The sequence below is a fragment of the Pseudomonas sp. FSL R10-0399 genome (assembly GCF_009600165.1).
Taxonomy (GTDB): domain Bacteria; phylum Pseudomonadota; class Gammaproteobacteria; order Pseudomonadales; family Pseudomonadaceae; genus Aquipseudomonas; species Aquipseudomonas helleri.
Map to the genome: position 1 here is coordinate 1 of NZ_WIWK01000208.1, position 3,609 is coordinate 3,609.

Sequence of the window (3,609 nt, forward strand, 5' to 3'; positions counted from 1 at the left end):
AGACGGCGGTTCGCATGGCAGCATCTGTTGTGCCGCGTCCAGGGCGGCGGCCAGCTCGGCCAATGGCGTGCCGCAGCGGGCGGTGATCACAAGCTCGGTCGGGTCGTAGCTGACGATGCCCCGGTGGGAGCGGGTGTCGAGCACTTCGCCGGTCATCGGACGGCCCAGAAACGCTTTGCTGTCAGCCCCCTGAATGCGCAAGGGCGTGGCGCTGTGCAGGGCCTGGTTGACCTGTTGCAGCAACGCGGCGCTGTTGTCGACATCATGTTCACTGCGCATCAAAAACGCTCCAGTTCAGGGAAGGGCAACTGGCCCATGTGCACGTGCATCGCGCCAAATTCGGCGCAGCGGTGCAGGGTGGGGATGTTCTTGCCGGGGTTGAGTAGCCCGCCGGGGTCGAACGCGGCTTTGACGGCATGGAACAGGGTCAGCTCATCACTGTTGAACTGCGCGCACATCTGGTTGATTTTTTCGCGGCCCACGCCGTGTTCGCCGGTGATGCTGCCGCCGACTTTCACGCACAGTTCGAGGATCTTGCCGCCCAGCGCTTCGGCGCGGTCCAGCTCGCCGGGCTGGTTGGCATCAAACAGGATCAGCGGGTGCATATTGCCGTCACCGGCGTGAAACACGTTGGCCACGCGCAAGTCGTATTCGGCTGACAGTGCAGCGATCGCTTGCAACACGCCGGGCAGCTCGCGGCGTGGAATGGTGCCGTCCATGCAGTAATAGTCTGGCGAGAGGCGGCCCACCGCCGGGAACGCATTTTTGCGTCCGGCCCAGAACCGCACGCGCTCGGCCTCATCCTGGGCCTGACGCACTTCGGTGGCTCCCGCAAGTTCCAGCACCTGGCGCACGCGCTCGCAGTCATCGTGTACGTCGGCCTCAACGCCATCGAGTTCGCACAACAGGATGGCTTCGGCGTCGACCGGGTAACCCGCGTGGATAAAGTCTTCGGCGGCGCGAATCGCCAGGTTGTCCATCATTTCCAGACCGCCCGGAATAATCCCCGCCGCAATAATGTCGCCCACCGCGCGCCCGGCTTTCTCGACCGAATCGAACGCGGCCAGCAGCACCTTGGCGGTTTGCGGCTTGGGCAGCAGCTTGACGGTGACTTCGGTGATCACCCCGAGCATGCCCTCGGACCCCGTGAACAGCGCCAACAGGTCCAGCCCCGGCGAGTCGAGTGCTTGCGAGCCGAGGGTCAGGTGTTCGCCGTCCACGGTGAGGATCTCGACCTGCAATACGTTGTGCACGGTCAGGCCGTACTTCAGGCAATGCACGCCACCGGCGTTTTCGGCCACATTGCCGCCAATCGAACAGGCGATTTGTGACGAAGGGTCCGGCGCGTAGTACAAACCATAGGGCGCGGCAGCCTGGGAGATCGCCAAGTTGCGCACCCCCGGCTGAACCCGCGCGGTGCGGGCGGCGGGGTCGATGTGGAGGATGTTGTTGAAGCGCGCCATCACCAGCAGCAAGCCTTTTTCCAATGGCAAGGCGCCGCCCGACAAGCCCGTGCCCGCGCCGCGTGCGACCACCGGCACCTTGTGCTCATGGCAGAGCCGCAGCACGGTCTGCACCTGCTCAAGGTGATGGGGCAGGACCACCAGCATCGGCGTGGTTCGATAGGCCGACAGACCGTCGCACTCGTAGGGCTTCAGTTCCTCAGGCTCATGCAGGATTTTCAGGTCGGGCACCTGTGTTTGCAGGGCCAGCAGCAGCGCTTTTTTGTCGACGTCGGGCAGAACCCCGTCGACGGCTTCGTCGTAAAGAATATTCATGGTCGGTGGGCGACACCTGTTTATTTTTATTAGAGGTCCGTTGCCGGAGAGTGCTGGCTTGCATCATTGGCCCGAGGCGATTTACTGTCCATACGTTGTTGAACTGGTCGAACCAGTTTTTGCAGCGCCGCTTGTTTGTTTCAAATAAAAATAAATTCAAAAACAATGCGTTAGGTGTGTGCGCAAACCGACAGGATTGTGCCGACCGAACTGGTCGTACCAGTTGGAGTGTTTATGGACAGAATGGAATCACCGCGTAACCCGCAAGTTGCCGATGTGGTGTGTGAGCGCATCGAACGCCTGATCGTTGATGGCGTCCTCAAGACCGGGCAGTTGCTGCCCTCGGAACGGCGCCTGACCGAAAAACTCGGTGTGTCCCGTACCGCCCTGCGTGAAGGCCTGAAACTGCTGCGCGCTCGCGGCATCATCAAGACCGAGCAGGGCAAGGGTTCTTTCGTTGCTGATCTTTCCGGCGAGGCGAGTGCGTCGCCGCTGATGCACTTGTTTAGCTCGCAACCGCGCACGCTGTATGACCTGTTTGAAGTGCGCAGCTTGCTGGAGGGCGAATCTGCACGGCTGGCCGCCTTGCGCGGTACCGACGCCGATTTTGTGCTGATCACCCGCAGTTATCACGCCTTGCTCGATGCCCATAACCGTTCCCTCGATGCGTCTGCCCATGCACGTCTGGACCATGCCTTTCACCTGGCCATTTGTGAGGCGTCGCATAATCCGGTGCTGGTGCAGACCCTGCGTTCACTCACTGATCTGTTGTTGAACACGGTGTTTGCGTCGGTCAATAACCTCTACCACCGCGAGCCGCAAAAGCGCCAAATCGACCGCCAGCACGCGCGGCTGTACAACGCCGTGACCGGTCGCTTGCCGGAGCAGGCGCGCAAGGCGGCGATCGCTCATATTCAGAGCATCAGTGAAAGTCTTAAAGAGATCGAAAACGAAGAACAGCGGCTGGTGCGAGCGACGATGCGCCTGGAGGGGTGGAGCTGAACATGGCGTCCAGCTCCTGTGTCGCGGGGTCAGGCGACTTTGCCGCGGATGGTCAACAGGCTGATGCCCAGGCCCATAAACGAGGCGCCAAACAAGCGGTTAAGGGCTTTGGCCCGCGCTGGCGTCGCCAAATAGCCTTTTAGCGTCTGTGCGAGCAGGGCGTAAAACAGGTGAGCGACAATCGAGCAGCCGGCAAACGTGATGATCAGCACGGCCAGGTAAGACAGGCTGGAGTCACCGCCCTGAATGAACTGCGGCAAGAAGGCGGCAAAGAACAGGATGGCTTTGGGGTTGGTAATCGCGACCGAGAAGCCCTTGGTGAACAGCTTCCAGCCCGACAGATTTTCCGAGGGATTGGCCTGCACGTTATCAAACGCGCGATTACGGCTGCGCCATTGTTTGATGCCCAGATAAATGAGGTAACTGGCCCCTGCGACCTTCAGTACCAGGAACGCCGTGGCAGACGCGATCAATAGTGCACCGAGGCCGGCACTGGTGGCGGAGGCAATCAGCAGCAGCCCGATGGCATTGCCCAGCGAGCCGATCATCGCCCGCCACGGGCCATGGCTGATGGAGTTGGACAACGACATGATCACCGCAGGCCCGGGGGTGAGCGTCACGAGCATGGCGATAAAGGTGAAGCTCAGCCAATCATTTAATGAAACCAAAGGGGAACTCTCCGCAAGACCCACACAGCAGGGGCTGCAAGATTCTCATAGAGCGGGTGCTGTGTTCTATACATCTCTTGGATATCTGTAGGAGGGGCCGCCCCGTCTTCGACGCCGCGCTGTCGCGCAGCAAACTGGGTCTAGAGTTGAAGAGCGCGCGC

4 protein-coding genes are annotated in these 3,609 nt (G+C 60.9%); 1 reads left to right on the top strand and 3 read right to left on the bottom strand.

Features of this window, described 5'->3' with window-relative positions; translation table 11 throughout:
* Both GHO41_RS28690 and glcD read right to left on the bottom strand, forming a co-directional pair.
* On the bottom strand, positions 1-279 hold a 279-nt coding region (locus GHO41_RS28690; RefSeq protein ID WP_153435302.1), incomplete at its 3' end, for an FAD-binding protein.
* Positions 279-1,778 (bottom strand): glycolate oxidase subunit GlcD, encoded by a 1,500-nt coding sequence (gene glcD / locus GHO41_RS28695; protein ID WP_153428570.1) that lies wholly within the window; start codon positions 1,776-1,778, stop codon positions 279-281. The genes glcD and GHO41_RS28690, both read right to left, overlap by 1 nt.
* Before the next feature lie 234 nt (positions 1,779-2,012).
* Between glcD and glcC the strand changes: the two genes are divergently transcribed.
* Entirely contained in the window at positions 2,013-2,780 is a 768-nt protein-coding gene (gene glcC / locus GHO41_RS28700) for a transcriptional regulator GlcC (RefSeq protein ID WP_153330772.1), read from the top strand.
* Positions 2,781-2,809: 29 nt separating this feature from the next.
* Here glcC and GHO41_RS28705 read toward each other — a convergent pair whose 3' ends face one another.
* The gene (locus GHO41_RS28705; protein ID WP_048369254.1) at positions 2,810-3,448 is read right to left on the bottom strand and encodes a LysE family translocator; all 639 of its coding nucleotides are present in this window, start codon (positions 3,446-3,448) and stop codon (positions 2,810-2,812) included.
* Positions 3,449-3,609 lie beyond the last annotated feature (161 nt).